The organism is Aliidongia dinghuensis (genome assembly GCF_014643535.1).
In the GTDB taxonomy this organism is placed as follows: Bacteria; Pseudomonadota; Alphaproteobacteria; order ATCC43930; family CGMCC-115725; genus Aliidongia; species Aliidongia dinghuensis.
Window position 1 is genome coordinate 1 of the sequence record NZ_BMJQ01000056.1, and the last position, 1,165, is coordinate 1,165.

1 protein-coding gene is annotated in these 1,165 nt (G+C 69.1%); it reads right to left on the minus strand.

The genetic code is table 11. The annotated features are described in order from the left end of the window. Positions 1 to 75: 75 nt before the first annotated feature. Positions 76 to 927, minus strand: coding sequence for an N-formylglutamate deformylase (hutG, locus tag IEY58_RS34120; protein WP_189052655.1), 852 nt, complete (start codon positions 925 to 927; stop codon positions 76 to 78). Positions 928 to 1,165: the final 238 nt, after the last annotated feature.

Consider the following 1,165-nt stretch of genomic DNA (forward strand, 5'->3'; position numbering starts at 1 on the left):
GGCGCACGGACGATCCGGGCATTGTCGATACGGGTCATGGCAAGGCTTCCTGGTCTGAAGATCACGCGCGTGGTTTCAGCCGTGCGATTGGGCGAAGGCGAGGCAATGGTCGAGGATGGCGGAGAGCGTCGCGCGGACCGGCGCTGCGACGGCGGGATCGAACGGGCTCGGCCAGTTCTCGGGTCCGACGGCGCCCGTCGGCTCGCGCATGTAGCCGCGGCACGCGAGCTCCATCTGGATCGCATGTACGCCATCCTCGGGCCGACCGTACTCGCGGGTGATGAAGCCGCCCTTGAAGCGGCCGTTGCTGACCCAGCTCAGGCCGGAGGCGGCGCAGCGCCGCGCCGTGCCCTCCGCCAGCGCCGGATCGCAGCTGGCGCCGCTGTTCGTGCCGATGTTGAATTGCGGCAGCTCGCCGTCGAACAGGCGCGGGATGCCGGAGCGGATCGAGTGGCAGTCATAGACCACGACCGTCGGATGGTGCCTGCGCAGCCGGGCGATCTCCTGGGCGAGCGCTGCATGATAGGGCTCGAAGAAACGTTGCCGACGGCCGGCGATATCGGCCGGGGACGGCTCGGCGCCTGCGGTATAGAGCGCCTCGCCGTCGAAGCTCGTCGTCGGGCACAGCCCCGTCGTCGCCTGGCCGGGATAGAGCGACTGGCCCGACGGGTCCCGGTTGACGTCGATGACGGTGCGCGAGATCGCCGTATGGACGACCGTGGCGCCCAGATCATGGACGAAGTCGTAGAGCCGGTCGATCCACCAGTCCGCATCCTTGCGCGCCATCCAGGGCGAGACGAGCGGCCCCAGAAACTCGTCCGGGATCAGCGTGCCGGTATGGGGGAAGCTCACAACCAGCGGGGCGTCGCGCGAGACGACGGTCAGCCAGTCGGGTGCACGCGTGTCGGGCGTGGGGGCGATGGTCATGCTGTCCTCGATCCTCGGGTCACAGGGTGCGGGCCGGGTGGATGCCGGGCTAACTATTTTGTATATACATAACGGCAACGCCCCGCCCTGTCCAGCGAGCGTGCCGCGTCTCTCGACGCGTGGATCTTCGCCGGTGGACGCGGCCTCGTGGACTGCGTATGGATGCGGGGCGGGAAGGTCGTCGAGCACGGCCGCCACCGGGACGCGGACGCGATCGCGCGCCGGTTCCGACGCACGC